The 26,671-nt window shown below is 72.1% G+C and carries 30 protein-coding genes; 18 read left to right on the top strand and 12 right to left on the bottom strand.

Annotation, left to right across the window (positions count from 1 at the left end):
* Positions 1-4 precede the first annotated feature (4 nt).
* Together OG494_RS28025 and OG494_RS28020 are read right to left on the bottom strand one after the other, a co-directional pair.
* The gene (locus OG494_RS28025) at positions 5-997 is read right to left on the bottom strand and encodes an LLM class flavin-dependent oxidoreductase (protein ID WP_328443663.1); all 993 of its coding nucleotides are present in this window, start codon (positions 995-997) and stop codon (positions 5-7) included.
* A gap of 35 nt (positions 998-1,032) precedes the next feature.
* Entirely contained in the window at positions 1,033-2,562 is a 1,530-nt protein-coding gene (locus OG494_RS28020; protein ID WP_328443660.1) for an acyl-CoA synthetase, read from the bottom strand.
* Between the two features lie 126 nt (positions 2,563-2,688).
* On the opposite strand from OG494_RS28020, the gene OG494_RS28015 reads away from it, so the two are divergent.
* The 4 genes from OG494_RS28015 (at position 2,689) to OG494_RS28000 (ending at position 5,693) form a co-directional block, all read left to right on the top strand.
* On the top strand, positions 2,689-3,306 hold the full coding sequence (locus tag OG494_RS28015; RefSeq protein ID WP_328443658.1) for a TetR/AcrR family transcriptional regulator: 618 nt from the start codon (positions 2,689-2,691) through the stop codon (positions 3,304-3,306).
* 71 nt (positions 3,307-3,377) lie between these two features.
* On the top strand, positions 3,378-3,947 hold the full coding sequence (locus tag OG494_RS28010; RefSeq protein ID WP_328443656.1) for a carboxymuconolactone decarboxylase family protein: 570 nt from the start codon (positions 3,378-3,380) through the stop codon (positions 3,945-3,947).
* Positions 3,940-4,734, top strand: a complete 795-nt coding sequence (locus OG494_RS28005) for a helix-turn-helix domain-containing protein (protein ID WP_328443654.1) — start codon at positions 3,940-3,942, stop codon at positions 4,732-4,734. Before OG494_RS28010 ends, OG494_RS28005 begins: the two co-directional genes overlap by 8 nt.
* A 218-nt stretch (positions 4,735-4,952) precedes the next feature.
* Complete coding sequence (locus OG494_RS28000) at positions 4,953-5,693, top strand: SDR family oxidoreductase (protein WP_328443652.1); 741 nt, start codon at positions 4,953-4,955, stop codon at positions 5,691-5,693.
* A 43-nt stretch (positions 5,694-5,736) separates the two neighbouring features.
* On the opposite strand, the gene OG494_RS27995 is transcribed toward OG494_RS28000, so the two are convergent.
* Complete coding sequence (locus OG494_RS27995; protein WP_328443650.1) at positions 5,737-7,392, bottom strand: alpha/beta fold hydrolase; 1,656 nt, start codon at positions 7,390-7,392, stop codon at positions 5,737-5,739.
* 113 nt (positions 7,393-7,505) lie between these two features.
* Here OG494_RS27995 and OG494_RS27990 point away from each other — a divergent pair, with 113 nt between their 5' ends.
* Positions 7,506-7,856, top strand: coding sequence for an HIT family protein (locus OG494_RS27990; protein ID WP_328443648.1), 351 nt, complete (start codon positions 7,506-7,508; stop codon positions 7,854-7,856).
* Positions 7,857-7,939: 83 nt separating this feature from the next.
* On the opposite strand, the gene OG494_RS27985 is transcribed toward OG494_RS27990, so the two are convergent.
* Complete coding sequence (locus OG494_RS27985; protein ID WP_328443646.1) at positions 7,940-8,836, bottom strand: LysR family transcriptional regulator; 897 nt, start codon at positions 8,834-8,836, stop codon at positions 7,940-7,942.
* 20 nt (positions 8,837-8,856) lie between these two features.
* Positions 8,857-9,270, bottom strand: a complete 414-nt coding sequence (locus OG494_RS27980; protein ID WP_328443644.1) for a GtrA family protein — start codon at positions 9,268-9,270, stop codon at positions 8,857-8,859.
* Between the two features lie 164 nt (positions 9,271-9,434).
* Here OG494_RS27980 and OG494_RS27975 point away from each other — a divergent pair, with 164 nt between their 5' ends.
* From OG494_RS27975 to OG494_RS27965, 3 genes are read left to right on the top strand one after another with little or no spacing between them, the layout of a single operon-like run.
* Complete coding sequence (locus OG494_RS27975; RefSeq protein WP_328443642.1) at positions 9,435-10,244, top strand: inositol monophosphatase family protein; 810 nt, start codon at positions 9,435-9,437, stop codon at positions 10,242-10,244.
* A gap of 11 nt (positions 10,245-10,255) precedes the next feature.
* Positions 10,256-10,870, top strand: coding sequence for an NAD(P)-dependent oxidoreductase (locus tag OG494_RS27970; RefSeq protein WP_328443640.1), 615 nt, complete (start codon positions 10,256-10,258; stop codon positions 10,868-10,870).
* A gap of 5 nt (positions 10,871-10,875) precedes the next feature.
* Positions 10,876-11,721: a polysaccharide deacetylase family protein gene (locus OG494_RS27965; protein WP_328443638.1), complete on the top strand. Its 846-nt coding sequence runs from the start codon at positions 10,876-10,878 to the stop codon at positions 11,719-11,721.
* 68 nt (positions 11,722-11,789) lie between these two features.
* Here OG494_RS27965 and OG494_RS27960 read toward each other — a convergent pair whose 3' ends face one another.
* Positions 11,790-12,629 (bottom strand): helix-turn-helix transcriptional regulator, encoded by an 840-nt coding sequence (locus OG494_RS27960; protein WP_328443636.1) that lies wholly within the window; start codon positions 12,627-12,629, stop codon positions 11,790-11,792.
* A 103-nt stretch (positions 12,630-12,732) separates the two neighbouring features.
* On the opposite strand from OG494_RS27960, the gene OG494_RS27955 reads away from it, so the two are divergent.
* A complete protein-coding gene (locus tag OG494_RS27955) occupies positions 12,733-13,572 on the top strand; it encodes an oxidoreductase (protein ID WP_328443634.1) in 840 nt (279 codons plus the stop codon).
* On the opposite strand, the gene OG494_RS27950 is transcribed toward OG494_RS27955, so the two are convergent.
* Positions 13,550-14,269 carry an alpha/beta fold hydrolase gene (locus OG494_RS27950; RefSeq protein WP_328443632.1) on the bottom strand — a complete coding sequence of 240 codons (720 nt, stop codon included), beginning with the start codon at positions 14,267-14,269 and terminating at the stop codon, positions 13,550-13,552. The two genes, OG494_RS27955 and OG494_RS27950, sit on opposite strands and share 23 nt — an antisense overlap.
* A 71-nt stretch (positions 14,270-14,340) precedes the next feature.
* Here OG494_RS27950 and OG494_RS27945 point away from each other — a divergent pair, with 71 nt between their 5' ends.
* The 3 genes from OG494_RS27945 to OG494_RS27935 all read left to right on the top strand — a co-directional run bounded on the left by OG494_RS27945 (position 14,341) and on the right by OG494_RS27935 (position 17,081).
* Positions 14,341-15,294 (top strand): GlxA family transcriptional regulator, encoded by a 954-nt coding sequence (locus tag OG494_RS27945; RefSeq protein WP_328443630.1) that lies wholly within the window; start codon positions 14,341-14,343, stop codon positions 15,292-15,294.
* Between the two features lie 564 nt (positions 15,295-15,858).
* On the top strand, positions 15,859-16,242 hold the full coding sequence (locus OG494_RS27940) for a cupin domain-containing protein (RefSeq protein ID WP_328443628.1): 384 nt from the start codon (positions 15,859-15,861) through the stop codon (positions 16,240-16,242).
* On the top strand, positions 16,239-17,081 hold the full coding sequence (locus OG494_RS27935) for an NAD-dependent epimerase/dehydratase family protein (RefSeq protein ID WP_328443626.1): 843 nt from the start codon (positions 16,239-16,241) through the stop codon (positions 17,079-17,081). The genes OG494_RS27940 and OG494_RS27935 overlap by 4 nt, the downstream gene beginning before the upstream one ends.
* Here OG494_RS27935 and pdxR read toward each other — a convergent pair.
* Complete coding sequence (gene pdxR / locus OG494_RS27930) at positions 17,068-18,417, bottom strand: MocR-like pyridoxine biosynthesis transcription factor PdxR (protein ID WP_328443624.1); 1,350 nt, start codon at positions 18,415-18,417, stop codon at positions 17,068-17,070. The two genes, OG494_RS27935 and pdxR, sit on opposite strands and share 14 nt — an antisense overlap.
* A 256-nt stretch (positions 18,418-18,673) precedes the next feature.
* A complete protein-coding gene (locus tag OG494_RS27925) occupies positions 18,674-19,714 on the bottom strand; it encodes a glycoside hydrolase family 43 protein (RefSeq protein ID WP_328443622.1) in 1,041 nt (346 codons plus the stop codon).
* 142 nt (positions 19,715-19,856) lie between these two features.
* Here OG494_RS27925 and OG494_RS27920 point away from each other — a divergent pair, with 142 nt between their 5' ends.
* Positions 19,857-20,015 (top strand): hypothetical protein, encoded by a 159-nt coding sequence (locus OG494_RS27920; RefSeq protein WP_328443620.1) that lies wholly within the window; start codon positions 19,857-19,859, stop codon positions 20,013-20,015.
* Complete coding sequence (locus OG494_RS27915) at positions 20,012-20,293, top strand: hypothetical protein (RefSeq protein WP_328443618.1); 282 nt, start codon at positions 20,012-20,014, stop codon at positions 20,291-20,293. Before OG494_RS27920 ends, OG494_RS27915 begins: the two co-directional genes overlap by 4 nt.
* A gap of 143 nt (positions 20,294-20,436) precedes the next feature.
* Here the strand turns inward: OG494_RS27915 and OG494_RS27910 are convergent, their stop codons facing one another.
* Together OG494_RS27910 and OG494_RS27905 are read right to left on the bottom strand one after the other, a co-directional pair.
* On the bottom strand, positions 20,437-20,619 hold the full coding sequence (locus OG494_RS27910) for an iron chelate uptake ABC transporter family permease subunit (protein ID WP_328459045.1): 183 nt from the start codon (positions 20,617-20,619) through the stop codon (positions 20,437-20,439).
* A complete protein-coding gene (locus OG494_RS27905) occupies positions 20,565-21,212 on the bottom strand; it encodes an iron chelate uptake ABC transporter family permease subunit (RefSeq protein WP_328443616.1) in 648 nt (215 codons plus the stop codon). Before OG494_RS27905 ends, OG494_RS27910 begins: the two co-directional genes overlap by 55 nt.
* Positions 21,213-21,348: 136 nt before the next feature.
* On the opposite strand from OG494_RS27905, the gene OG494_RS27900 reads away from it, so the two are divergent.
* Positions 21,349-21,528, top strand: a complete 180-nt coding sequence (locus OG494_RS27900; RefSeq protein ID WP_328443614.1) for a hypothetical protein — start codon at positions 21,349-21,351, stop codon at positions 21,526-21,528.
* A gap of 63 nt (positions 21,529-21,591) precedes the next feature.
* Positions 21,592-21,888: a putative quinol monooxygenase gene (locus OG494_RS27895; RefSeq protein WP_328443612.1), complete on the top strand. Its 297-nt coding sequence runs from the start codon at positions 21,592-21,594 to the stop codon at positions 21,886-21,888.
* Positions 21,889-22,319: 431 nt separating this feature from the next.
* On the opposite strand, the gene OG494_RS27890 is transcribed toward OG494_RS27895, so the two are convergent.
* Positions 22,320-23,003, bottom strand: a complete 684-nt coding sequence (locus tag OG494_RS27890) for an HU family DNA-binding protein (RefSeq protein ID WP_328443610.1) — start codon at positions 23,001-23,003, stop codon at positions 22,320-22,322.
* A gap of 717 nt (positions 23,004-23,720) precedes the next feature.
* Here OG494_RS27890 and OG494_RS27885 point away from each other — a divergent pair.
* Both OG494_RS27885 and OG494_RS27880 read left to right on the top strand, forming a co-directional pair.
* On the top strand, positions 23,721-25,472 hold the full coding sequence (locus tag OG494_RS27885; RefSeq protein ID WP_328443608.1) for an ATP-binding protein: 1,752 nt from the start codon (positions 23,721-23,723) through the stop codon (positions 25,470-25,472).
* A gap of 37 nt (positions 25,473-25,509) precedes the next feature.
* Positions 25,510-26,670 carry an exonuclease SbcCD subunit D gene (locus OG494_RS27880; protein ID WP_328443606.1) on the top strand — a complete coding sequence of 387 codons (1,161 nt, stop codon included), beginning with the start codon at positions 25,510-25,512 and terminating at the stop codon, positions 26,668-26,670.
* The last annotated feature ends 1 nt before the right edge of the window (position 26,671 follow it).

Genomic DNA, 26,671 nt, shown 5'->3' with positions numbered 1-26,671 from the left:
CCTTTCACATCGCGTCGATCTTGGGCAGGATTTCTTCCTTGAGCCGCTTCATGTCGTCGAGCGTCTTCGCCACCGGGACGTCCTGGAACGGCGGCCACAGGAACGGCATCGTCAGCCCGGCTTCGTTGTAGCGCTTGAGCCGGTCGGTGATCTGCGCCGCCGACCCGACGAGCAGGTTGGTGCCCTTGCCCAGCGGGCTCTGGTCCACGTCCTCGTCGGTGATGACGAACCAGATCATGCTGGCGATCTCGAGGTCGTCGACCGACCGCTTGGTGTCGAGTTCGTCGAGCTCGCGCTGGATCTCGGTGCGCCACCGCCGGATGTCCTCGGGCGAGTCCTGGATCCCGATCCAGCCCGACAGGTTGTACTTGGCGATGCGGCTCGCCGAGCGCTTCGGGTCCTTGAGCCCGCTGAAGAAGATCGGCGGGTGCGGCTTCTGCACCGGCTTCGCCCCGAATCCGGCCGGCTCGAAGTCGGCGAACTCGCCGTGGTACTCGAAGACCTCGTTGGTCCAGATGCCCTGCATGATCTCGATGGTTTCGCGCACGTGCTTGTGCCGCTTGGGAAAGATGTGCGCGGCGCTGGCGGCGGCGAACTCTTCGGGCATCCAGCCGGAGCCGACGGCGACGTTGAGCCTGCCGCCCGAGAGGTGATCGATGGTGGCCAGCTCCGCGGCGAGCACCCCGGGGGACCGGTACGGCGTGTCGATGATGCTCATGCCGATCCGGACCTTCGAGGTCTTCGCGGCGAGCCAGGGGAGCAGCGGCATGCCCTGGAGGAATTCGCCCCGCGAACTCACCGGGAGCTGCTTGCCCATTTCGTCCAGCATCCCGAAGGGGTACTGCATTTCCCCGCGGTCGGAGGACTCCGGGACGATGATGCGGTCGAGTGTCCAGACGGAGTCGAAGTCGAGGTCCTCGGCGAGGGCGGTGAGGTCCCCGAGTTCCCGCACGGTCACCTTGTCACGGAAGTTCGGCAGGTAGAGCGCGAGTTTCATGGTGGGTACAGCCTCCTTGCTGCGTTCTTGTCCAGCTAACCGGCGAGGGTGGAACGGATGTCGGCCTTGAGGACCTTGCCGACGGTGGAGCGGGGCAGCTCCGGCCAGACTTCGATCTGCTTGGGCGCCTTGACGCTGCCGACGCGTGCCTTGACGAACGCGATCAGCTCGGTCGCGTCCAGTTCGGCGCCGGGCTGGAGCTGGACGACGGCGGTCACGCGCTCGCCCCACTTGTCGTCCGGCAGGCCGATCACCGCGCAGTCGCGGACGGCGTCGTGGGCCATCACCGCCTGCTCGACTTCGGCGGAGTAGACGTTGAACCCGCCGGTGATGACCATGTCCTTGGCGCGGTCGACGATGTGGAGGTAACCCTCGCCGTCGAGGAAGCCGATGTCGCCGGTGTGGTGCCAGCCGTGCGCGGACGCCTCCGCCGTGGCCTGCGGGTTGCGGTAGTAACCGGCCATCACCAGCGAGCCGCGCACGCAGATCTCGCCGCGCTCGCCCCGCGGGACGGGCTCGCCTTCGTCGTCGAGGATCGCCACGGTGACCAGTGGCGACGGCCGGCCGGCGGAGGCCAGCCGTCCCGTGTGGACGGTGCCGTCGGGCGCGCGGTGCTCGGCGGGGGACATCGTCGAGATCATCATCGGGGCCTCGGACTGGCCGAACAGCTGCGCCATCGGCCCGATGCGGTCGAGGGCCTCGGTCAGCCGGGTCGTCGACATCGGCGCCGCGCCGTACCAGAAGCACTGCAGCGACGAGAGATCCGTGGTGTCGAGCGCTTCGTGGCCGAGCACCATGTAGATCAGCGTCGGCGGCAGGAACGTGTGGGTGACCCGGTGCCGCTCGATCAGCTCCAGGAACCGGCCGACGTCGGGCTTGGCCATGATCACGATCTCGCCGCCGCGGGCGAGGATCGGGAAGCACAGGACGCCGGCCGCGTGCGTGAGCGGGGCGAGCGCGAGGTACACCGGGCGGCCGTCGAAGGGGTAGCTCATCAGCGTGATCGCCGACATGACCTCGAGGTTGCGGCCGGTGAGCATGACGCCTTTGGGGCGGCCCGTGGTGCCGCCCGTGCCGACCAGGGCGACGACGTCGTCGGGCTGGGGAGCCTCGGCGGCGGGGTCGTCGCGGGCGGCGTCGAGCCAGGCGTCGAAGCCCGGCGCGAAGTCGTCGCCGTCGCCGAGCCGGACGAGCGTCGTCAGCTTCGGCAGCTGGGGGGCGATCTGACTGACGAGCTCTTCGAAGCCCGGCTGGAAGATCAAGGTGGCGCAGTCGAACAGGTCCAGCAGTTCGGCGTTCTCGCCGGCCGCGTTGCGCGGGTTGATCGGGCACCAGACCGCACCCGCGCGGGCGATGCCGAAGACGCAGGCGAACGCGGTCGGGTCGTTGGCCGAGAGGATGCCGACCTTGTCCCCGGGGGCGACGCCCGAGCGCCGCAGGGCCCGGGCGATCCGCTCGGCGAGCGTGCGGACTTCGCCGTAGGACAGCGATACCCCGTCGAAGGTCAAGCAGGGCGCCGCGGGGTCCAGGGAAGCGCCTTTTTCCAGGTAGAAGAACAGAGACATCGTCGTCCCTCCGAAACCTCCGCCGGCGGCACCGGCGGCTGGTCACGACCTTGACCGCCATTTGGACGAATGTCAAGATTTTCTTGGACGATTGGTCAGAGAACCGCTCGATGGTATCTTCGGACGGTGACCAGCGCAGCCGCCGTGAGGCGCCGGACCCGAGTCGACAAGTTCGAAGAACGCCGCCGCGAACTCGCCGACGCGGCGCTGCTCGCCCTGGCCGACCTCGGTTACGCCCGCACCAGCCTGCGCACGATCGCGGAGCACACGAAGTTCTCCCACGGGCTGCTGCACTACTACTTCGCCGACAAGGTCGAGCTGATCACCTACTGCGTGCGGCGCTACAAGGAAGCCTGCGTGCAGCGCTACGAGGGCGGCGTCGGCGAGGTGGCCACCCCCGGCGAGCTCGCTGGGGCCTGCGCGGACGGCCTGGCCGTCGCGCTCGGCGACGCGCCCCTGATGCACCGGCTCTGGTACGACCTGCGCTCGCAGTCGATGTTCGAGGAAGCCTTCCGCGACGACGTCGCCGAGATCGACGACAGCCTGCAGGAGATGATCTGGCGCAACGTCAGCGCGTATGCCGACCTCGCCGGCGTGAAGCCGAACTGCTCGCCGTCCGAGGCCTACGCCCTGTTCGACGGCCTGTTCCAGCAAGCCCTGCTGCGCCACCTCGTCGGCGCGGACGGCGCGCTCGACGATCTCCGGGCCGGCGTCCGCGCGCTGTTCCCGCGGCTCATGGCCTGACCTCGCGCACCCGGGTTCGTTTACCTCCCGGGGAATTGGATCGACGTCGCGGCGAGCCCAGACTTCGTCGCATGACCAGTTACCCGATCCACACCGCCGACACCGCGCCCGAAGCCGCGAAGGAACCGCTGACCGTTCTGCGGGGAGCGTTCGGGTTCGTCCCGGCCGCGGCCGGTCTGATGGCGAACTCGCCGGCGTTGCTGAACACCTTCTTCGCCGCCTTCGGGCACTTCCGGGGCGGTGGCACCTTCGGCCCGGACGAACGGCAGGTCCTGCTGCTGTCCAACGCCGTCGCGAACGGCAGTGAATGGGCGGTCGCGTTCCACACCCTGGAGTCCCTCGCGGACGGCGTCGAACCGGCCGTCGTCGAGGCCCTGCGCCGCGGCGAACGGCCCGCCGACCCGCGGATGGCGGCGCTGTCCGCGCTCACCCGCGCGTTCATCGGGAAGCGCGGGCACCTCGACGACGCCGACGTGGCGGCGTTCACCGCGGCCGGTTTCACCGAGGAGCAGGTGTTCGAGGTGATCACCGGGGTGGCGATCTCGGCGATGACCAACTACACCGCGAACGCCGCCCGGCCCCCGCTGGAGGCGGCGGTGCGCCCGCACGCGTGGACCGCGGGATACTCGAGCCGTGTCTGAGGTCGGTCCCCTGCTGAAACACTGGCGCGGCGCCCGGCGGCTGAGCCAGCTGGCGCTGGCGTCCGAGGCCGCGGTGTCGATCCGTCACCTGTGCTTCCTCGAGACGGGCCGCGCGAACCCCAGTCGCGCCATGGTCCTGAAGCTCGCCGAGGTGCTCGACGTGCCGCTGCGCGAACGCAACACCTTGCTGCTCAAGGCCGGGTTCGCGCCCGAGTACCCGGAGTCCGGACTGGACGCGCCGTCGCTCGCCGCCGTCCGGGACGCGCTCGACACGATCCTGGCGCAGCAGGAACCGTTCCCGGCCCTGGTGATGGACCGGAGCTGGGACATCCGGCACACCAACACGGCCGCTCGCCGGTTCTTCGCCTTCCTGCAGGACGGGCGGGCGAAGGCGGCGCCCGGCCCGGCGAACGTGCTGCGCCGGATGTTCCACCCGGACGGCGTCCGCCGGCACGTGACGAACTGGCCGGAAGTCGCCGAAGCCCTGGTCCGGCGGGCGCGCCGGGAGGCGATCGGCGGCGTCACCGACGAACGCGCGCAGCGCATCCTCGACGAGGTGCTGGACTACCCCGGGGTGCCGGCGTCGCTGCGGTCGCTCGACGCGGCGACGCCGGTGCTGCCGATCGTCCCGATCCGGTACACGTTCGGGGACCGGCGGTTCGACTACTTCTCCACAGTGACGACGCTGGGGACGCCGCAGGACGTGACGCTGCAGGAGCTGCGCATCGAGTGCTTCTTCCCGATGAACGACGAGACCCGGGAACAGGCGCGCCGGCTCGGGTCGTGAGTGTTCGGGGCGGTTCTGGCGGAGCTGCGGTTGCCGACCGGCGCCTCGTACTGGTCGTGGCCCTTGCGGGACGGTCGACACGCCGCGCAGTGGCCAACACGCCCGGGTTTGTCGACGGCGGGTTCGCCGTTCGCTGGGCCCAGTGGACAAGTGGACAAGTGTCCGCTAGCTTCGAAGCAAGCGGACACTTGTCCGTATCACCTTCGAGGAGGCTCTCCATGTCGGACATCGACGGCAAGGTCGTCGCGATCACCGGAGCGAGCGGCGGGATCGGCGAGGCCGTCGCGCGGCTGCTCGCCGAACGCGGGGCGGCGGTCGTGCTGGGGGCGCGCCGGACGGAACGGCTCGAAAAGGTCGCCGAGGACATCCGCGGCCAGGGCGGCCGGGCGGTCGTCTGCCCCACCGACGTCACCGTCCGGGAGGATCTCGACCGGCTCGTCGCGCGGGCCGTCGAGGAGTTCGGCCGGCTCGACGTGCTCGTGAGCAACGCCGGCATCAGCAAGATCGGCCCGATGGCGGACCTCGACGTCGACGGCTGGTCGGCGATGATCGACGTCAACCTGCGCGGGGTGCTGCACGGGATCGCCGCGGCGCTGCCGGTGTTCCGGCGCCAGGGCCGCGGGCACCTCGTGACGACGGTGTCGACGGCCGGCCTGAAGATCACACCCACGATGGCGGTCTACGCCGGCACCAAGAACGCTGTCCGCACGCTGCTGGAGGGGCTCCGGCAGGAGTCGACCGACGGCGTGCTGCGGACGACGGCGGTGTCGCCGGGGTTCGTCCGGACCGAGCTCGCCGGTTCGATCGACAACCTCGAGGTGCGCGCGGAGATCCAGCGCGGCATCGACGAGTTCGCCATCGCGCCGGCCGCTGTCGCCCGCGCCGTGGCCTTCGCCATCGAGCAGCCGCACGACGTCGAAATCGGCGAGATCGTCCTCCGCCCGACCGTCCAGGGCTGAGCCCGGGACGGCTGCCCGCCCGAAGCAGCCGTCCCGGGAACCGCTAGTTCAGCGCGCTGACCTTGCGCTGAACTTCGTTGCGCAGCAAGGAATGCGCGTCGCCGAGCCGGGTCGTGAGGCTGCTGTGCGTGGTGCCCAGCGGGCCGGTGACCGGGTGGACGGCGTCTTCGTCCGGCAGCGGCACCCCGGGACACGTGGTGCTGCCCGGGCGGGAGTTCTTGGTGAGGAACGTGTTCACCATCCCGTCCACGCACGGGTTGCCGGCCAGGGCGTACTGGCCGTGGAACGGCGAGTCGTCCACCGACACCAGCGGGACACCGGCCGCGCGCGAGGCCGCCTTCGCCTGCTCGTAACCGGTCTGCGGGTCGAACTCGCCTTGGACGACCAGCACGTTCTTCGCGGCTTCCGCCGGCAGGTTCGGCAGGACGTGCTGCGGCGCGTCCGACCAGAAACCGCACGGCTCGCTGAGGCCGTAGAGCCAGCCGTACAACGGGTACTGCGGGCCCTGCCGGTCGCTGAGCCGCTTGTACCAGGCGGCGGTCTGCGTCGGCTGGTCACCGCACGCCACGGCGTACCGGGTGCCGGAAACCGCCGTGTAGTCGGGCACGGCGGCCGCGACTTCCGCGGCCGTCAGCTGGGCCGCCGGGACGCCGAAAGCGCTGCGGGACACCGCATCCAGCTCGCCGCTGGGAGCCGCGCCGCCGGGCTCCAGCGAGTTCGCGCCGAGGACCAGCACCAGCACCCCGAGGTACCACTGGAACCGGCTGCCGTTGCCGACGAAGATCCGGTCGAACGAGTCGCCGTCCACGCCTTGGGTCTTGTAGAAGGCGCGGATCCGCTCGATCTTCGCCTTGACCTCGGCGACGCTCGTGCCGAGCTGGTCGCCGTAGCGGCGCACGACCCACGGCAGGTAGACGTCGTCGAACTGACGCTGGTCGATCACCGGGAACGCCTCGAAGTCGGCCTGCAGCCGGCCTTCGAAGTTCACGCTGGAGTCGAGCACGGTCTTCCCGGTGTGCTCCGGGAACAGTGACGCGTACTTCGCGCCGAGCCAGGTTCCGTAGGAGTAGCCGAGGTAGTTCAGCTTCTCGTCGCCCAGGAGCGTGCGGATCAGGTCCATGTCGTGCGCGGTCTGCCACGTCGTGACGTACGGCGTGAGCGCGTTGCTCTGGCACGCTTCGGCGATGGCACGCGGCGACTGCTGGTGCAGCGCGACGCTCTGCGCCGACCGGTCCCGCGCGTCGAGGCCGGTCGGCAGCCGCCCGGTGGGGACCTGGCACCGGAAGCCGTGGTCGTCGCTGCCTTCCCGGCCGGTCCCGCGCGGATCCATGCCGATCAGGTCGTACAGCTGGTTCACCGACGGTTCGAGACCGGCCAGCGCGCCGGCGAGCGAGGTGCCCTGACCACCCGGCCCGCCGGGGTTGACGAGGATCGCGCCGAGCCGCTGCCCGGTGGCCGCGACACGGCTGATCGAGACCTGCAGGTCGGTGCCCGCGGCGGGGTTCGCCCAGTCGCGCGGCACGGTGACCAGCGCGCACTCGGCCGGTCTGGCGTCGGCCGCGGGCGTGAACGCGCACGCGCCCCAGGTGAGCTGCTGTCCGGTGTAGGGCGCGAGCGGGTCGTCGGCGGCCGCGGCGGGTGTCGCGGCCGCCACGAGGGCCGCGATCGTCACGACCAGTCCGGCTCGGAAACCTGGCATCTTGAGTCCTCCCGAAAGGTGTGGAGGACGCGACCGTGGCACAGGTTCGCGGGGTGGGGATCAACCCGGAGTATCAGATGCGGGCGGGGAGAATCGTACTTTCGGGAAGGTGGGTGATCGGTGTGGTGGACGGTTGTGCGTTCTGCGACGTGGTGGCCGGGCGGACGTCGGCGGTCGTGGTGCGGGCCTGGGACGACGTCGTCGCGATCGTGCCGCGCGGGGGCGGGGTGACCGAAGGCCACGTCCTGGTCCTGCCTCGGGTCCACGTCCCGGACGCCGGCACCGATCCCGCGGTCACCGCGGCGGTGATGCGCCGCGCCGCCGAGCTGATGGCCGAGCGGCCCGCCGCGAACCTCATCACCTCGAAGGGCGCGGCCGCCACCCAGACCGTCTTCCACCTGCACGTCCACGTCGTGCCGCGGGCGGACGGCGACGGCTTGCGGCTTCCCTGGAGCGTGCCGTGAGCATCGACGTCGTGAAGCCGCCCTGGTCGATCCGCGCGAGCACCCCCTCGGAGATCGGCACCGCCTGCGCGTCCGGGTAGCGGCTACCCGAGTTCCCGCAGTACTTCGCGGACGCGCTCGCGGAGCCACCGGTGCGCCTTGTCGTTCTCGTACCGCTGGTGCCAGCACACCACCAGCGGCGCCGGCGCGGTCGGCATCGGGAGCGGCACGGTCACCAGCCCCAGCGCGTCGATCATCCCCGCGCACATGCGTTCGGGCACGGCCACGACGCACTCGCCGAGCCGCACGACGCTCAGCGCCGACGTGGTGGTCGGGGTCGTCGCGACGACCCGGCGTTCGAGACCGTGCTCGGCCAGGACGTCGTCCATCGGGTCGTGGAGCCGGCCGCGCCGGGTGATCCGCAGGTGCAACGCCTCGGCGTAGCGGCGCAAGGTCGGTTTTCGCGTGGCGAAAGGATGATCGGGCGCGACGGCCAGCACCAGCCGGTCCTCGAAGAAGGTCTCCGACCGGATCTCGGGCGACTCCGGCGCCGCGCTGCCGAGCTCCAGGTCGACCTGGCCGCGGCGCAGTTCCTGGGTGTCCGCCCGGCCTTCCGCGAGCAGCCGCAGCCGGGCGTTCGGCGCGTCGCGGTGGACCGCCGCGATGAGCCGGGGGCCCAGCGCGGTGGTGATCGCGTCGTGGCAGGTCAGTGTGAAGACCCGGTCGAGCGCGGCGAGGTCGAGCTCGCGGTCGGGCGCGAGCACGCTTTCGGCCTGCTGCACCAGATCGCGGACCTGTGCCCGGATCTCGAGCGCGTACGGCGTCGGGGTCATCGTCCGGCCCGTCCGGACGAGGATCTGGTCCCCGGTCGTCTTGCGGATCCGGCCGAGCGTCCGGCTCATCGCCGGCGACGACAGGTGCAGGCGGTCCGCGGCCGCGGCGACGCTGCCCTCCTCGAGCAGCGCGTCCAGCGCCGTCAGGAGGTTCAGGTCCAGGTACATGCCGCGGATCGTACGGCGGTTCAGGCCGGGTCGCGGACCGGGAGGACCCACCAGCGCAGTGCCGCGAACCGGCCGATCCCGCCGGCGGTGCCGATCAGCACGACGGCGAGCCCTTCCAGCAGCGGGCCCGGGTCGGGCACGAGCAGCGGGAGCACGAGCAGCCCGGCCGAGGTGGCCCCGCTGGACCACACCCAGCTCGCCAGGTTCTGCACGGTCTTGCGGCCGGGCACCGCCGTCGTGTCGGGGAAGGTGAACCGCCGGTGCAGTTCGGTGCCGGCGAAGGTGGTCACGGCGGTGGCGACCAGGTTGGCGGGCACCGGGGCGAGCGTGGTCCGCAGCAGCCAGTAGACGACGAAGTTCCCGGCCGTGACGGCCGAGCCGACCAGGACGAACCGCGCTCCTTGCCCGAGGAGCCGGCGCGTGGGTTCGGTCATGATCCGATCGTGCGCGGGACCGCGCCGCCCGGTCGTCTTCTCGACGCGGCTGTGGAGTGCGTCTGGGTAAATCAACGAGTGCAAAGCATTCATTTGAAGTCATCGGCAGTTCTGCCTACGGTCGGAGACAACAGCTTCTTCCCTTTGGCAGAAAAGGAAACGTCATGACCGTTCAGGAGAACACGATCGAGGACGCCGCGGTGCTCGAGGCCGCCATCGCCGCCGTGCGGGACGCCGGTGGCCGCCTGCTGGCGCGGTACTCCGGTGACGCCCGCCCCGCCGATCGCGCCGGTCTGCTCGCCGCGGCCGAGGCGAACGAACGGACCTCGAACGACGAGCTGCGGAGCGCGCTCGCCGCGGCCCGGCCGCAAGCGAAGTGGCTGACCGACGAGCTGGAGACCACCGAGCTGCCGCCGGGCGAGTGGTGGGCCGTGGACGCGGTCGAGGGCAACGTCAACCACGTGCACGGGCTGCCGGAGTGGTGCGTCAGCGCGACCCTGCTCCGCGACGGCGTCCCGGTGCTCGCCGCCGTGTACCAGCCCGTCCCCGACGTCGTGCACAGCGCGGTCCGCGGCGGCGGCGCGTTCGCGAACGGCCGGCCCCTGCGCGTCTCCGTCAAGGCCGACCTCGGGGCCGCCGTCGCCACCACGGGCCAGGCCGAAGCCGGCCAGAGCGACACCTACCGGCGCATCGGCGAGTCGATCACGGCGATGCTCGGCGCCGCGCTGCTGGTCCGCGCGACCGTGCCCTCGACGTTCCCGATGCTGCTCGTCGCGGCCGGCCACGCCGACCTCTTCTGGCAGTACCGGCCCACGCTGCCCGGCGTCGCCGCCGGCGCGTTGTTCATCACCGAAGCGGGCGGGACCGTGACCGACCTCGCCGGACAGCCGTGGCGGCCCGGCAGCGCCGACATCCTCGCGAGCGCGCCCGGGCTCCACGCCGCGGCGCTGGCCACTCTGTCCACAGTGAACTGAAGGAAACCACCATGGAACTCACCATTCTCGGCGCCACCGGCGCCACCGGAACCGAACTCGTGCGGCAGGGCCTGGAGCGCGGGCACACCGTCACCGCCGTCGCCCGCGACCCGGACCGGATCACGCTGCCGCCGTCCGGCCGGCTGAAACGCGTCGCGGGCGACGTCCTCGACCCGGACTCCATCGGCCGCGCGCTCAAGGGCGCCCGGACCGTCCTGTCCGGACTGGGGATCACCGGCACGCCCGGCGTGCTGACGGCGGGCGCCCGCGCGGCCGTCGAGGCCGGACCGGACTTCGTCGTCTGGCTCGCGGCTTTCGGCACCGGCGAGTCGGCGCGGTACGCGGGCGCGTTCACCCGCGGGCTGCTCAAGACGTTCATGAAGAAGGAGCTGCCGGACCGCACCGCGGCGGACGCGATCGTGCTCGGGGGTGGCGGCACGGTGTTCCACGCCGGGCCCTTGTCCGACGGGGAGCTGAGCCCGACCCGGCGCACGGTCCCGCTGGAATCCGCGCCGCGGCGGTTCTTCCCCGCGCGTGTCAGCCGCGCGACGGTGGCGGCGGCGATGCTCGACGAGGCCGAACACCAGCGTTACGGCGGCGGCATCGCCGTCCCGCTGGAGCGGTGAGCGCCGTGGACATCACACTCTTCGACTACGAGGCCATCGTCGACCGCGCCCCGGTGCGCTGGCCCGGCGACGCCCGCGTGGCGTTCTACGTCGGCCTCAACATCGAGCACTTCTCCGTGGACCGCCCGTCGGTCAGCTTCAACGAAGCGACGTCGAAGCTGGTGCCGGACCCGATGAACTACGGCTGGCGCGACTACGGCGCCCGCGTCGGGATCTGGCGGCTCATCGACGTCCTCGACCGGCAGGGGATCCGGGCCAGCGCGCTGCTGAACTCCGACGCGGGCGAGCGGTACCCGCGGATCGTCGAAGCGGGCCGGGAACGCGGCTGGGCCTGGCTCGCCCACGGCAAGTCGAACTCGATCCCGCAGACCGGGATGGCCGAGGACGAGGAACGCGCGTTCCTCACCGGAATCCTCGACAGCATCGAGAAGACGACCGGCCGGCGGCCGCGCGGATGGCTCTCACCGGGGCTGACCGAGACGTTCGCCACCCCGCGGCTGCTCGCCGAGCTCGGCGTCGGCTACCTGCTCGACTGGACCAACGACGACCAGCCGTACGCGCTGAACGTCCCCGGCCTGCGGTCCGTGCCGTACACCCTCGAACTCGCCGACACCCACCTGTTCCACCTCAAGAGCATGACGGGGCCCGACTACGTCCAGGTCGTGCGGGACCAGTTCGACCAGCTCTACGCGGACTCGGCGGCCGGCGGGCGGGTGATGGCGTTGTCGCTGCACCCGTACGTCTCGGGGCAGGCGTTCCGGGTGAAGTACGTCGAACAGGCGCTGGCGTACATCGTCAACCACCCCGGCGTGTGGGTGACGACCAGCGACGAGATCGCCGCGCACCGGTAGGGCCCGCACCACCGGGAGAACTCCCGCCGGCGGAGCCGCTGGCCGCGGGTACCCGGCACCCGGGGCTGTCAGCCCGTGAGGGCCTGCGTGCCGAGGACGGTGATCAGCGCGAGGCGTTCGGCGTCTTCGGTGCCGGGTTCGGCCGTGTAGAGCATGACGCGCTGGTCGCTGCCGGCCACGGTGAGCGTGTCGCAGTCCAGCGTCACCGGTCCCGCGTGCGGGTGATCGACGATCTTGCGGGCCGACTCGTGGTGGCCCACCGCGCCGGAGTCCCAGAGCTCGCCGAACCGGTCGCTGTGCGCGCGCAGCTCGGCGACCAGCCGTCGCAGGCCGCGGTCGGCGGGGTAGCGGCCGGCGGCGGCCCGCAGGTCGGCGACCAGCATGGCTTCCATGGCGCGCTGCGACTCCGGCGTGTGCCGGACCCGGGTGCCGGGGCCGATCAGGTTGCGCCACACGGCGTTGCGTTCGTGCCCGCGCCACCCGGACGGGTCACCCAGCAACGCCGCGTACGGCGGGTTCGCGACCAAGAGCGTCCAGGCCGCGTCGTAGACGGCGACGGGTGTCCCGGTGAGCCGGTCGAGCAGGCGCTGGACGCTCGGGGTGAGGTACGCGGGCACGGAGTCGGGGCCGGGTGGCGTGAGCCCGGCCAGGTGGAACAGGTGCTCGCGCTCGGTCCGCGACAGGCGCAGGGCCCGCGCCAGGGTTTCGACGACCTGCGCCGACGGGTTGGACGCGCGGCCCTGTTCGAGGCGGGTGATGTAGTCGGCGGAGATCCCGGCCAGCAGGGCCAGCTCCTCACGCCGCAGCCCGGCCGCGCGCCGGTGGCCGCCGGAGGGCAGCCCGACGGTGCCCGGCGCGACCCGGTCACGCCAGCGCCGCACCGCCTGCCCGAATTCCGCGTCCGCCATGGGCTCCAGTGTGCGCCGCCGGCGTCGGATGTGCCTGGTACCAGCGGTCCCAGGAAGACCGGACGACTGGTAGCCCGCGCCGGTCGCGGTGAACCTGGATCCCATGACACTCACCGAATCCCCGGTCTGGTTCATCACCGGCTGCTCCACCGGCCTCGGCCGCGCGCTCGCCACCCACGTCCTGGAACGCGGGTGGCGCGCGGCGGTCACCGCCCGCGATCCGCGGACGGTCGCGGACCTCGTCGGCCGCCACGGCGATCGCGCGGTCGCCCTCACCCTCGACGTCACGAACCCCGCGCAGGTCACCGCCGCGGTCCAGCGCGCCGAAGAGACGTTCGGCCGGATCGACGTACTGGTCAACAACGCCGGTCACGGCTACCTGGCCGCCGTCGAAGAAGGCGACGACGCCGAGGTGCGCGCGCTGTTCGACACCAACGTCTTCGGGCTCGCCGAGGTGACCAAGGCGGTGCTGCCGGGCATGCGGTCCCGTCGCGCGGGGCACGTCGTCAACGTCTCTTCGCTCGGCGGGCTGGCCGGTTTCGGGGCCACGGGCTACTACCACGCGACGAAGTTCGCCGTGGAAGGCTTGTCGGAGTCCCTGGCCGCCGAAGTGGCGCCGCTGGGCATCGGCGTGACCATCGTGGAGCCCGGCGCGTTCCGGACGAACTGGTCCGGCCCGTCGATGAAGCAGTCCCCGATCCGCATCGACGACTACGCCGGGACGGCGGGCAAGCGCCGTGAGGCGACGCTGGCCACGTACGGCAGCCAGCCCGGCGATCCGGCTCGCGCCGCCGAGGCGATCGTCACCGTGCTGGCGGCCGAGGAGCCGCCGTTGCGGCTGCTCCTCGGTACGGCCGCGCTTCAGGTGGCGTACGGCAAACTCGACTCCCTGCGGCGTGACTTCGAGCGGTGGGAAGACGTCAGCCGGAGCACGGAGCTGTGACGTCCTTTGTGGACTCGGCGATCGCCTGGGCGACCACGTCGGGTCGCGAGAGCGGGACGGCGTGGGACGCGTCCACCTCGGTGACCGCCGAGCCCGCGCGGCCGGCCATCCACCGCTGGGTTTCCGTCGGGATCGACCGGTCCGCCGTCGCGATCACGGCCCAGGACGGCAGCGTCCGCCAGGTGGCCGGCCGGTCGAAGCGCTGGGACAGCGCCGTCGGGTCGAAGGGGCGTTGGGCGGCCGCCAGGACCCGCGCCTCGGCCGGCTCGACGTCGGCGGCGTAGGCCGGGGCGAACACCTCGGGCCGCAGGTAGGCCTCCTGGCCGCCGGGGTAGTCGCGGAAGAGCAGGTTGCCGGGGCCGAGCAGGCTGCCGGGGAACTTGCCGTTCAGCTCACCCGCCGTCTCGCCGGCGTCCTGCTGGAACGCGGCGACGAACACGAGCGCCCGCACCGCCGGGGTGAGCGCGTCCGGCGCGGAGATGACCGAGCCCGCGTAGGAGTGACCGGCGACGACCAGCGGGCCGGGCAGCGTCTCGAGGAACCGGCGCAGGTAAGCGATGTCGCCGTCCAGGGTGCGCAGGGGCAGGGCCGGCGCGATCACCTCGTGGCCGTCGGCTTGCAGGGTCGCGCAGACGTGGCGCCACACCGACGCGCCGGTCAGGGCGCCGTGGACGAGAACGATGGTCTTGGTGGTCATGCCGGAAAGTCTGGGCGCTCGCGTCCCCGTCGAGAAGTGGCAGGACTGCCGTCAAACGCTACGATCCTGCCGTGGCCCGTCACCGGATGGTCGTCCTCCTGCTCGACGAAGTGCTCCCGCTGGACTACGCGATCCCGTTGCACGTCTTCGCGCGGGAGGCGCCGGAGGCCTACGACGTCGTGACCGCCTCGGCGGACGGCCGCCCGGTGCCGGTCGCGGGCGGGACGTCGGTGGTCCCGGACGGCGGCCTCGACCTGCTGCGCAAAGCGGCCACGGTGATCGTGCCCGGCTACGCGGGCGCCGCCGGGCGGGAGCTGCCCGGGGCGGTGGTGCGGGCCGTCGCCGCCGCGCACCGCCGGGGCGCCCGGATGATCTCGATCTGCTCGGGGGCGTTCGCGCTGGCGGCCGCGGGCGTCCTGGACGGCCTGACGGTGACGACGCACTGGTCGCTGTGCGACGACCTCGCGGCCCGCTTCCCGGCCGTGACGGTGGACGGGTCGCTGCTCGTCGCCGAGACTCCGGCGGTGCTCACGTCCGGCGGCGTGACGGCCGGCGTCGACCTCTGCCTGCACGTCCTGCGGACCGACCTCGGCGCCGCGGCGGCCCGCCACGTCTCGCGCCGCATCGTGATGGCCCCGCGCCCGCCGGACGGCCAGCGGCAGTTCGTCGAGAAGAAGGTCGTACCGCCCGGCGACGACGTCATCGCCCGGTCCCAGCAGTGGCTGCTCACGGCGCTGGGGGAGAGCCTGTCGGTACGGGACATGGCCGAGCGGGCCCGCATGTCGGAACGCACGTTCCACCGGCGGTTCCGGGAGCGGACGGGGCTGCCGCCGCTGTCGTGGTTGCGGGAGCAGCGGATCGCGCGGGCGAAGGAGTTGCTGGAGAGTTCGGATCTGCCGGTGGAGGAGATCGCGCGGGCGGTGGGTTTGGGTTCGTCGGCGAATCTGCGGGGGCAGTTCCGTCGCGCCACCAACGTCTCGCCTCGGGAGCACCGGCGGTTGTTCGCGTTCGGTCAGGCGGGTTGAGCCGGTCCGGGGTGAGCACCGTTATGTGGGCGGGTGGCTGCCTGGGTGTGCGGCTCGGTGGGAGGTGCCGCGGCGAGCTTGGTCGCGGGAGCGGCAGATCGCGCGGCGACGGAGTTGCCGGGGAGTGCGGATTCGTCGGTGGGGGAGGCTGCCCGGCAGGGGGTTTGGGTTCGGCGGCGAGCTTGCGGGCGCGGTTCCGCCGCGCCGCCGACGTCTCGCCGCGGGAGCACCGGCGGTTGTTCGCGTTCGGTCACGCCGGCTGAACCGGTCCAACCCGCGCGCCGCAAAGTGGACGGGTTGCTGCCTGGGTGGGCGGCTTGGTGCTGAGGCATCGCGGCTGTCGTGGTTGCGTGCGCGGCGGATCTGTCGATCGAGGAGGCTGCCCGGCAGGGGGGTTTGGGTTCCGGCGGCGAGCTTGCGGGCGCGGTTCCGTCGCGCCGCCGACGTCTCGCCGCGGGAGCACCGGCGGTTGTTCGCGTTCGGTCGCGCCGGCTGAACCGGTCCAACCCGCGCGCCGCAAAGTGGACCAGCGGCCACCGGCGAGCGCGGCTTAGCGTGGGAACCATGACTGGTGCACCACCGCGGACCAACTCCGTGCTCACGATGCTCGCCTCGCAGACTCCGTCCATTCCGGACGGTGCGCACGTGATGACCGCCACCGTCGAGCTGCCGCCGGGCGACGCCGGGACGCCGCCGCACCGGCACTCCGGGCCCGTCTTCGGGTACATGCTCGAAGGGGAGATGGTGTTCGAGCTGGAAGGTGGGCCCGAACGCGTCATCAAGGCGGGTGAAGCGTTTTGGGAACCCGGCGGCGAAGTGATCCACTACCAAGCGGCGAACCACCTCGCCGACCGGTGGAGCCGGTTCGTCGTGGTGATGATCTGCGCGCCCGGCCAGGAGATGCTGACGTTCGTCAGCCCCGAAGAGCTGGCCGGGCGGAGGCGATGACGCGGATCTTCCTCGCCGGTGCGTCCGGCGCGGTCGGCCGTCGGGTGGTTCCCGCGCTGGTCGCTCAGGGGCACGAGGTCGTCGGCCTGACGCGGCACGCGCCCGCGCGCGTCGAGGCCTTGGGCGCGACCGCGGTTGCCGGCGATGTGTACGACGCCGCCGGACTCGCGGAAGCGGTCCGCGACGCGCGGCCGGACGTCGTGCTGCACCAGCTCACCGACCTCGGCGCCGGTGATCGCGTGGCCAACGCGAAGGTGCGCACGGTCGGCACGCGCAACCTCGTCGCCGCGGCTCTCGCCGCGGGCGTGCCGCGGATGGTCGCCCAGAGCATCTCGTGGGCCTACGAGCCGGGGCCCGGACCCGCCACCGAGGACACGCCGCTCGACCTCGGCGCCGCGCCTGACCGGCGTGGCACGGTCGACGGCGTCGCATCGCTGGAGGCCGCTGTCGCCGAGCTGCCCGAGTGGGTCGTGCTCCGCTACGGCACGCTCTACGGGCCGGGCACCTGGTACGAACCCGGCGCGCTGATGGCGCAGCTCGCCCAGGCCGGAAACCTGCCCGCTACCGGGGATGTCTCCAGTTTTGTGCACGTCGACGACGCCGCCGCGGCCGCCGTCGCGGCCCTGGAGTGGCCGTCGGGCGCGGTCAACGTGGGCGATGACGAGCCCGCGGCGGGCCACGACTGGGTGCCCGTTTTCTGCGCCGCCGTCGGGGCGCCGGAACCGAGGCGGGTCGACGGTGAACGCGCCGGCTGGGCTCGCGGTGCCGACAACGGTCGTGCGCGGAAGCTGGGCTGGGAAGCCTCGACGTCGTGGCGGGACGGGTTCACCAGGGCTTGATCGCGGCGCCGGCGAGCACCTCGGCGAGGGCGTCCAAGGCCGGCCGCCACGCGCTTTGCGGCGGCGTCGCGTAGCCGATGATCAGCCCGGCTTCGGGGCGGTCGGCGGAATGCCAGTAGCCGGCGGTGGTGATTCCCTGCAGCTGCAGGCCCGCCGCGAGACCGGCGTCGAGCACGCGCTTCTCCTCCTGCCGGGACGCGAGCGGCAGGAGCGCGTGCAGCCCCGCCGGGATGCCGTCCAACGGGGCGAGGCGGGCGGCCAGCTCGGCCCGCCGTTTCCGGTAGACCTGGCGGGCCCGGCGGACGTGCCGGTCGTAGTCGCCGCGGTCGAGGAGGTCGGCGATCGCCAGCTGGGCGGGCGCGCCGACCGTGGCGCCGGTGGCGGCGACGGCGTCGAGCACGGGGACGCGGAGCCGGTCCGGCACGACCAGCCAGCCGAGCCGTAATCCCGGCGCGAGCGACTTGCTGGTGCTGCCGGCGAAAACGACGTGGTCCGGGTCCCCGGCCTGCAGGGCGCCGACAGGGTTCTTGTCGTAGCGGAACTCGCCGTCGTAGTCGTCCTCGATGACGATCCCGCCGTGTTCACGCGCCCAGCCGAGGAACGCGGCCCGCCGGCCCGGGCTCAGCACCACGCCGCGCGGGTGCTGGTGGGCGGGCGTCAGCAGCACGGCGCCGGCGCCGGAAGGGACGGCGGCGCCTTCCGAGTCGACGGCCAGGGGAGTGGTCGCCGGCCCGGCCGCGCGGATCACCGCCCGGTGGTGGGCGAGCCCGGGGTCTTCGGTGCCGATCGTGCGGACACCGGCGCCGTGCAAGGCGCGGGACAGCAGCGCCAATCCGTGCGTGAAGCCGCTGGTGACCACGACGGCTCCGGCGTCCGCGCGGACGCCCCGGGCGCGCGAAAGGTACGTCGCGACGGCCTCGCGCAGGACCTTCAGCCCGGCCGGATCGCTGTAGTCCAGGCTTTCCCGGCTCGCCGCCGCCAGCGTGCGCTTGACGCTAGCCGCCCACAGGGCGCGCGGGAACAGGCCGAGATCCGGCCGTCCCGGGCGCAGGTCGAAGACGGGCCGCGCGGGCGGTTCGGGCCGCCGGGGCGGGTGCCGGGTGTCGGCGACCCAGGTCCCCGACCCGGTCGCGCTGACGAGCCGCCCTTCGGCCACGAGCTGGGCGTACGCCTCGACGACGGTGCCGCGCGCGACGCCGAGATCGCCGGCCAGGGTGCGGGTGCCGGGCAGCTTGGTCCCGGCGGGCAGCCGCCCGGACGTGACGGCTTCCCGCAGCGCCGCTTCGAGGGCCCGGCTGCCGGCCCCGATGTCGAGGTGCAGGTCGACGCCGAGCACGCCCTCACCTCGCTTTCGCTGTCCGATGCCGGACATTCTCCGTCACGCGGCGGTCAGGAGGCCGCCGCCGACGCGCAGCACGTCACCAACGTGTGACGCAGCCTCGCCGCGGCCGTGTGTGCCTCGACGTCCAGGTACACGTTCAGGGCCTTCGCCCACGTCTGGTGCGCGTGGTCGGTGCGGCCCTGGACGTGTACCTGCCCGGCCGGCGGCTCGCCCCGCCCCAGATCTGAGTCATTCCCGCAGATCGGACGGGTCACTCGAAGAACTTCAGGCTCCACCCGGTGTCGGTGGTCGCGCCCGGGACGTTGGCCCGGCGGTAGGTCGTCGAGCCCCACCAGCAGAACGTGCCCGAGTACCAGTACCGATTGGCCCACGAGTACGGCGTGCCCTTGGCCACGGCGTGGTACACCAGCGGGAACCTCGGCCCGGCGGGCGGGCTCGTCGCGATGTCGCCGTTCAGCAGGACGAAACTGTGGCTGCCCGGGCCGTCGACGTGCAGGGTCGGGTCCCAGCCGGCCATCATCGTCTCGCGGTGGGAGCCGAACAGGCAGCCGTTCGACTTGTACCAGTCCCAGACGTAGGTGGGGTCGCCGCCGGCGCGCAGCCGGACCTCGCCGAGGCAGTACTGGTCGCTCCAGCTGCCGTTGGTGGAGTAGACGATGTGCAGCTGCCCGTTCGGGTCCTTGATCGCCGTGGGCGCCTCGTTGATGAAGGGGTTGCCCACCACGCGTTCCCAGCTTTCCCGCGGCTGCGAGATGACGTACCGCGCGCCGGTCGGCGTCGTCGGGCCGCTCATCCGGGCGAGGTAGAGGTTCTGCTCGACGTTCGTGTCGCCGGCCCAGCCCGACCAGACGAACCAGCGCTGCCCGCCGAAGGTGAACATCGTGCCGTCGATGGCCCACTTGCCGTCGGGCAGCGCGAGCTGCGTCTCGGCGGTGTAACCGCTGTCGGCGACGGCCGAGCTGATGACGTACATCCGGTGCGCCGCCCCGGTTCCGGCCGAGAAGTAGATGTAGTAGCGGCCGCCGTCGACGACGATCTCCGGCGCCCACACCTCGCCGCGGCCGCGGGTGTCGGACCAGACCTGCCGGGTGGGCGCGCTCGCCGCGGCGTCGGGGGAGGAGCCCTGCCGGACGGCGATCCCGCCCCCGGTGGACTGCGCGGCGAAGTAGGTGGAGCCGACGCGCAGCACGCTCGGGTCGGCGGCCCGCAGGCTCGTCTGCCCGGCTTCGGCGAGCGACGTCGGAAGCAGGCAGGCGACGGCGGCGAGCAAGAGGACGGCGATCCGTTTCATGGCCACATCCCTGGTGTCCGCACGGCGGAGCCCGAGCGTCGCGCGCCGCTAGCACCCGCCGGTAGGGCCGGGAGATCTTGCTCGGTTCAGCCGGGGCGAAATTGGTCTGTTCCAGTGACCGCGACGCGCCGGCCTCGGCGCCGTGGCCCACCTCCCGCTCGATCCCGAGCTCGCCGCCGTCCTCTCGCGGCTCGACGGCCGGGTGCCGGTCGGGATGACGATCGAGCAGCCGGAACGCTGCCGCTCCCGTCCATCGAGGACCAGTTCGGCGACCGGCCGGTCCGGTGCACCGACCACGTGATCCCGGGTGACGGCGGCGCGGAGATCGTCGTCTCGGTGATCGCCCGCGCGGACCACGCACGGCCCGGGCCGGGATCTACCACGTGCACGGTGTCGGCCCGCGCGTACGACGGCGTCGGCGTGGGGGACCGGACGGGCAACCTGACGGCTTGGACAGCTGTCCTGGGCGACCGGCGCGGCACCGACGACGTCTCGCCCCACGCCGCGGCGGCCCGCGCGACCGACCTGAGCGGCCTCCCGCCGACGTTCGTCGTGTGGGGCGGCGCGTTCCACGGCTGATCCCGCTCGCGTGCAGCGCTTCGACGTTCACGCCGAGGTGCCGGGCCGGACGCTCGCCGAGCGCGGCAGGTCGAGCCGCCGCGTGAGCATCAGGGACACGGCGACGCCGACGGCCATTAGCGGAACACCGACCCGACGTGCGGTCAGCGCGCCGAGGCCGGCGAACCCAGCCGCCAGAACACGATCTGCTCGTGGGCGGCCTGATCACCGGAGAACGTCAGGAACGCGATCACCGCGCTCGCCACGGCGTTGGCCGCGACGCCGGTGAGGATCAGTGTGACCACCTCGGACCGGCCGCGCGAGCCTGAAAGGGCGTAGCCGCCCAGCGTGGTCGCCAGCCCGCCGGCGCGGGCGTGGTGAAGGCGCCGAGAAACACCCAGCCGGCCACAATGGACAGACTCGCGCCGGCCGTGGCGCCGGTCGAAACCCCGACGATCGCGGGCTCGGCCGGCGGGTTGCCGAACCGGCCCTGCATCAGGGCCCCTGACACGTCGAGCACGCCCGGCGTCTGCGGCCCGACGCCAGAGGATCCGGCTGCCGGCCATGTCGCCGAACCGTGGTGCAGCCCGGCCGGCGTCTGCGCGACGCCGGGAACCTGCAGCAGGCCTTCGGGGCCGCCGACGGATTCGAGGCCCTTCGTCATGACGAGGATCACGTCCGGTCTGGCCTTGATGAGCGCATCCGGGCTCACCGGGCGCATTCCCTCGACCCCGGCTTCGCTCGCGACGTCGGCCGCGCCGAGCGCGGTGATCGGTGAGTCGGCGCCGGACCCGCGGCCGAACAGGTAATACACGCCGGCCTGGCCACGCAAGTAAAGGAAGACTGTGCGTAGCTTTCGCGCCGGATCGGCCGGGGCCGGCCGGGTGATTTCGGTGCGCTTGGCGGTGATGTCGCCGATCAGCCGGTCAGCAAGGCTCACCTGATCCTGTTACGTCGTCGTGATCGAAGGGACCGTCCCCGCATGTCGAAGAGATCCGCCGCTCTGGTTCACCGCCACCGCCACGGAGGTCGCCACCGCGCGGCTTCAGCGCGCCGAACGGCTACTACGTAGCGCTGTGCCCGAGGACTACGGCTACGGCACGAAGCCCGGTCCCGGCGCGGGCGGAGACGGCCAGGGTGGCACCGGCGTCGTCCCGTCCGCGTGGGTGACGAACTCGCCGGTCGGCGGCCGCCGCGATCACCTGTCGGCCGACGACCGCACCGCCGACGTGTTAATCCCGGTCACGTTCTCCTGATCCGCCGGTGGCCGCCGCGCGCTTCGGCGAACCCCGAAGCGGCGCGGCAGTACCGTCGGCACCATGACCGAACTGCAGGTGATCGCCCGGCACACGATCGCGCCGGGCAACGAAGAAGAGATCCGCGGCTTCTACGCGAAGCTGGTGGAGGCCGCGCTCACCGAGCCGGGCTGCCTCGGCTTCGAGGTGTACCACCAGGTCGGCGACGAGCGGGAGGTCGTCCTGCTCGAGCGCTACGCGTCGCGCGAAGCGTTCGACGTCCACCGCGGGACGCCGCACTTCAAGGAGCTCGTCCTCGGCGAGATCGTCCCGCGGCTCGCGCACCGCACCGTCGAGACCTTCGACGTCCCGGACGCGTGATCGCTTTCCGGTGAGGGCCAAGGACTGCTGACCGGGCCGCGTCGCCGGTTCCGGCGGACCGCCCGCCGTGGCGGGACAAATGCCGACAGCCGGGGCGAAGTCCGGGCGGCCCGGCGGAAGGGCCGGAGATCATCCGCGCGGCGAGTACCCCGAGGTCCGGGCCGGATCGATCGACGCACTCGGCGTGAACCAGGGGCTCGGGAGCGGATAGTCGCGGCAATTAATCGGCGGCCGGGTGTGTTCGGTGTAAGGGCTTGATCCGATTCCGGTTCCCGGCCCGATGGGGAACGAGTCCGGTATTCGGCCGGTGCGAATGTCTCGCGAATGCCCGATGTCCGGGATACGGGGCTCCGGCCCGGCAGCACCCCCTGGACATGCGGAAGGGCCCCGCACCACTGGTGCGGGGCCCTTCCGAGAGGGGTTGCCTCAGGTCACTTCTTCTTGGCAGCCGACGTGCGCTTGGCCGGGGCCTTGGCGGCGGCGGGCTTCTTCGCGGCGGCGGTCTTGGCGGCGGCCGGCTTGGCGGCGGCCTTCGCCCGCGTGGTGGTGGTCGCCTTGGCCGCGGTGGCCTTGGCCGGAGCCTTGGCGGCCGCGGTCTTCGGGGCCGCCTTGGTCGCGGTGGCCTTGGTCGCGGTGGCCTTGGCGGCCGGCTTCGCCGTGGTGGCGCGCGTGCGAGTGGCGGTCGCGCGGGCGGTGGCCGGCTTGGCCGCGGCCGCGCGGGGCGTGGTGGCCCGCGTGCTGGTGGTCTTGGCCGGCGCGGACGCCTTGGCCACGGCCGCACGGGTGGTCGTGCTGGCAGCGGTGGCGCGCTTGACCGGGGTCGCCTTCGGCAGCTTCTTCGTGCCGGAGATGACGTCCTTGAAGGTGGTGCCGGCGCGGAAGGCGGGGACGTTCGTCTTCTTCACGCGGACGGCCTCGCCGGTACGCGGGTTGCGAGCGGTGCGGGCCGCACGGGCGCGCTTCTCGAACACGCCGAAGCCGGTGATGTTCACCTTCTCGCCCTTGTTGACCGTCCGGATGATGATGTCGACCAGACCGTCAACGGCCTGCGAAGCCACCTTCTTGTCGCCCAAACGCTCAGACAGCGCCTCGATCAGCTGGGCCTTGTTCGTCATTCCAGTCCTCCATAGTGGAACTTGTACACGGCCCATCTCGGCCGACACTGCACACGGTATTACCAATACCGCACAAAATCCAACTGGGGGTCGAAATATTTCCTTGTACGGGGGCGGGTTCCGCCCTCTGGGAGAGGTTCTCCCGACCTGGCCCGAAGTGGGCGAGTGGCGCCGACCATGGCCTTGAGCAGGCAAAACCCGGTTCCGGCGCCGTCCACAGTGGTCGTCCATATAGGACCAGTGGGGTCCCGGAAGACTTTTTCGCCGACACGCCGGATCGGGCGCGTCCCGGCGTGTGGCTGAGGCCACTCCGGCCCCGATCCCGCGCTGCGATCGGGGATCGCGGGCCCTCCGGCGGCCCCCGCGAGGCCCCGCCACGGCTCCCGCCGGTCCCGCGGCGGGGATCGCCGGAGCCGCATCCCCCTGGAGCCAGGGGAAGTCCGGGCGGCAGCCGGGGAGAAGCCCGGCGCCGGGCGGTAACACCGCGCCCCGCGGGGACGACCTCCCGGGCGTGCGGCCCCCGGCCGGGGGCCGCCCGAAATGCCTGCGGTGACTAAAAGATCTTCCCCGAAGGGTGAACTCACTCGTTCGGCCCAGCCGTGGCGTGCGGTGACGTCGCCGGTACCGCGGGAGCCGCAACGCCGTGTTGGCCGTGGCCACGGAGTTCCGGCGGGCTAGTCTGCGGCCGGAGGAAGCGCCGGGCGGACAGGGAGAACCGTGGACCAGGAGACTCTCACCACCGTGGTCGGACGGGTGGCGGGTACCGAGGATTCGACGCCGCTGCAGTTCTGCGTGGCCATCGATCCGGAAGCCTATCTGCAGCTCGACGACGTGGTCGTGACACGGCGAGAGCTGCCGGGGCGCGGCGAAGTCGTCTCCTACGGTGTCGTGACGCAGGTGAGCGCGCGGCACGAAGGCGCCAGCTTCGGCAGCGACGTCTTCCTGATCTCGGACGGGGTCCTGCCCGCGCAGGTGCAGGAGATCGCCGAGATCGCCACCACCCGTGTCGAACCCGAGTGCTACGTCCCGCCGCGGCCGGGAGCCGTGGTCTCCCGTGCGGTGGGGGAGGATCGCGCGCAGGCGCTGTACTTCGACAACATGAGCCGCCAGGTGGCCGTCGGCCTGGGCCGCGACGGCGAACCGGTGTTCCTCAACCTGGACTTCCTCGACGGCACGCGGGGCGCGCACGTCAGCATCAGCGGTGTCTCCGGCGTCGCCACGAAGACGTCGTTCGCGTTGTTCCTGCTGCACTCGATCTTCCGCGGCGGCGCCCTCTCCAACGCCCACAACGCCAAGGCCCTGGTGTTCTCGGTCAAGGGCGAGGACCTGCTGTTCCTCGACACCCCGAACATCCACCTCGACGCCAAGCTGCGGGAGGAGTACGCCAAGCTCGGGCTGCCCGCGGAGCCCTTCGCCTCGGTCGGGTTCTTCGCGCCGCCGACGCCGTCGGACACCACGGGGAAGCCTTACGTCACCGGGCGGACCTCCGGCGTCGGCGCCTTCTGGTGGACCATCGCGGAGTTCTGCGCGACCGACCTGCTGCCCTACGTCTTCGCCGACGCCGAGGACGAGCGCAACCAGTACACGATGGTCATCCACCAGGTCGCGAACCGGTTGCGGCTGGACACCACGCCGGCCGGGAAGGACGGCGCCGCCAACGTCGACGGCGTCCTGTGCCGCACCTACGCCGAGCTCATCGACGTCATCTGCGAGCGTGTCACCGACGAGGAAACCCGCGCGAGCTGGGCGGGTGCGGTCACCGGCGCGGGCACGGTCAACGCGTTCATCCGCCGTCTGCGCTCCAGCCAGCGCGCGCTCAACGGCCTCATCCGCGGCGACCTCACCGACCACGCCGCCCGCAAGCTCTCCACGGAGAACCAGCAGGTGACCGTGGTGGACATCCACAATCTCGTCGAACGCGCGCAGCGGTTCGTCGTCGGCGTGACGCTCGCCGCGGAGACCGCGCGCAAGGAAGCGGCCGGCGCGGGCGGGTTGCTGTTCACGATGCTGGACGAGCTCAACAAGTACGCGCCGCGCGAAGGCAGCAGCCCGATCAAGGAAGTCCTGCTGGACATCGCCGAACGCGGCCGGTCCCTCGGCGTGATCCTGATCGGCGCGCAGCAGACCGCGTCCGAGGTCGAACGCCGGATCGTCAGCAACAGCTCGATCCGGATCGTCGGCCGGCTCGACGCCGCGGAGGCCTCGCGCCCCGAGTACGGCTTCCTCCCGGCCAGCCAGCGGGTCCGCGCGACGCTCGCGACGCCCGGCACGATGTTCGTGAGCCAGCCGGAGATCCCGGTGCCGATCGCGGTCGGCTTCCCGTTCCCGGCCTGGGCCACGCGGCTTTCCGAGGCGGGCACGATCCCGACGACCACGGCGGTGTCGGCTGCGTCGAAGAACGCCGATCCCTTCGCGGGCCTGCCGACGCGCAGCAGCGACCCGTTCGGTGACGACCCACCACCTTTCTGAGCCCGCCGGCCCCACGCGAAGAACGGAAGGACACCGCGTGAAGTTCCTGCACACCTCCGACTGGCACGTCGGCAAGACGCTCAAGGGCCGCAACCGCCTGGACGAGCAGCGCGCTGTGCTCGGCGAGATCGTCCGGATCGCGCGGAAGGAGGCGTTCGACGCGATCCTGATCGCGGGTGACCTCTACGAGACGTCGGCGCCGTCGGCCGCCGCGCAGGAACTCGTGGTGCAGGCCCTGATGGCGCTGCGCGAAACCGGTGCCGAGGTCCTCGCGATCGCCGGGAACCACGACCACGCCGCGACGTTCGAGGCGTACCGGCCGCTGCTGCGGGCGGCGGGCATCCAGCTCTCCGGCGACCCGCGCCCGGTCGCCGACGGCGGCGTCGTCTCGTTCGACGCGCGTTCGACGGGCGAGCGCGTCAACGTCGCCGTCCTGCCCTTCCTTTCCCAGCGCTACGCGGTGCGCGCCGCCGAGCTGCTCACCGGGACCCCGGCGGACAACGTCGGCCAGTACGACCAGCGCGTGCGCGACATCCTGGAACACCTCAAGTCCGGCTTCACCGACGGCGCCGTCAACCTCGTCATGGCGCACCTGACGGTCACCGGCGGCGCGATGGGCGGCGGGGAGCGCGCGGCGCAGTCCATCTTCGAGTACCACGTGCCGGCGACGGCGTTCGGCGCCGACCCGCACTACGTCGCGCTCGGGCACCTGCACCGGCGCCAGTCGCTGCCCGCGGCCTGCCCGGTGCACTACAGCGGCGCGCCGATGCCCGTCGATTTCGGCGAACAGGACAACACGAGCGTCGTGCTGTCGGTGGAAGTGACGCCGGGCACGCCCGCGAAGATCACCGAAATCCCGCTGACGTCGGGGCGGAAGCTGCGCACCGTCCACGGCACCGTGGCCGAACTCGTCGGCCGCGCCGCGGAGTTCGGCGAGGACTACCTGCGCGTCTACGTCCGGGAAGCAACCCGGGCCGGGCTGCGCGAGGAGATCCAGGAAGGCCTGCCGAACGCCCTGGAGATCCGCATCGACCCGGAGTTCGCGGCGCCGATCACGGCGTCGGGCAGCGAACGCGCGGTGGCGGACCGGTCACCGGGCGAGCTGTTCGCCTCCTACTGCGAGGAACGCACGGTGGCGGACAAGAGGGTGCAGGCGCTCTTCGCGCGGCTGCACGACGACGAGACGAGCGGGGTGTGAC

The organism is Amycolatopsis sp. NBC_00438, from assembly GCF_036026695.1.
GTDB lineage: Bacteria > Actinomycetota > Actinomycetes > Mycobacteriales > Pseudonocardiaceae > Amycolatopsis.
This window is presented reverse-complemented; position numbering and strand designations above follow the sequence as displayed.